This is a genomic window from Cellvibrio mixtus subsp. mixtus J3-8 (genome assembly GCF_000766945.1).
Lineage (GTDB): Bacteria > Pseudomonadota > Gammaproteobacteria > Pseudomonadales > Cellvibrionaceae > Cellvibrio > Cellvibrio mixtus_A.
Window position 1 is genome coordinate 2,430 of record NZ_KN266219.1, and the last position, 1,154, is coordinate 3,583.

A 1,154-nucleotide genomic window follows, 5' to 3' on the forward strand; every position below is an offset into this window, starting at 1 on the left:
CCTTGAGCATATCAAAGGCTATCACCCTGACAGCCCATTCCGTGCCTATGGTGATGTGTTATCGCTATCCACCGAAGAGGATAAAGGGAAAATGTTCCTGCTTGCCGAAATCAGTCCAACGGATGATTTGGTAGCGATGAACAAAAAGCGCCAAAAGGTTTATACCAGTATCGAAATTGATACGGAATTTGCCGACCTCGGGGAAGCCTACATGGTAGGACTCGCAGTTACCGATGATCCGGCAAGCCTCGGCACTGAAATGCTGGAATTCTCAGCCGGTGCAAAATCCAATCCGCTGGCGTATCGCAAAACCCGTCCAGAAAATTTATTTACTGCTGTTGAAGAAGTGACTCTTGAATTCATCGAAGATGATGAACAGGAAGACGATAAAACCTCGTTGCAGGATACCGTCACTGCGTTGTTTAAAAAACACAACAAATCTAACAGCGCCGAATTTGAATCCTTCCGGAAAGATTTAGAGAAGGCTTTGGAATTAGTTATCAATAAATTCAGTGAAGGAAACTCTACCCTGCCAACTGAATTTAGCGACCTGAAAAAAGCCCATGAACAATTACAAGCCGACTTTGATGCCTTGTATAAAAAATTGGACTCAACTGACGGCCGCCAACATCACCGCAGCACAGCAACCGGTAACAACGGTAACTTGGTGCAGACCGACTGCTAAGGCAGCGCGCGGCAATCCAAACACACAAACAAAAGGCACTTACTATGCATAACGATACACGCCCGCTATACGACGCCTTTGTGGCTCGCATCGGTCAATTAAACAGCATTAAAGACGCTAGCAAAAAATTCAGCGTAGCACCCAGTGTGCAACAAACGCTGGAAACCAAACTGCAAGAGTCCAGCGACTTCCTTGGCCGAATTAATATATTCGGAGTAAAAGAACTCAAAGGCGAAAAGCTGGGGCTTGGTGTTAATCCAATTGCCGGTCGCACCGACGTAAGCGAAGGCCCTCGCCAACCGCGCGATGTCAGCACACTGGATGACATGGAGTATGAATGCAAATTCACCGAATTTGACACCGGAATCGGTTACGCAAAATTAGATGCATGGGCCAAGTTCCCGGACTTCCAAGCACGCCTCCGCGATGCCATTTTGCGTCAGCAAGCACTCGACCGAATCATGGTTGG

The 1,154-nt window shown here is 47.4% G+C and carries 2 protein-coding genes; both read left to right on the plus strand.

What is annotated here, in order from left to right:
* Positions 1-685 (plus strand): GPO family capsid scaffolding protein (locus A596_RS21510; RefSeq protein WP_039918800.1); only part of this gene is annotated, 685 nt, incomplete at its 5' end.
* 44 nt (positions 686-729) lie between these two features.
* The coding region (locus tag A596_RS23670; protein WP_039918802.1) for a P2 family phage major capsid protein at positions 730-1,154 on the plus strand (425 nt) is incomplete at its 3' end.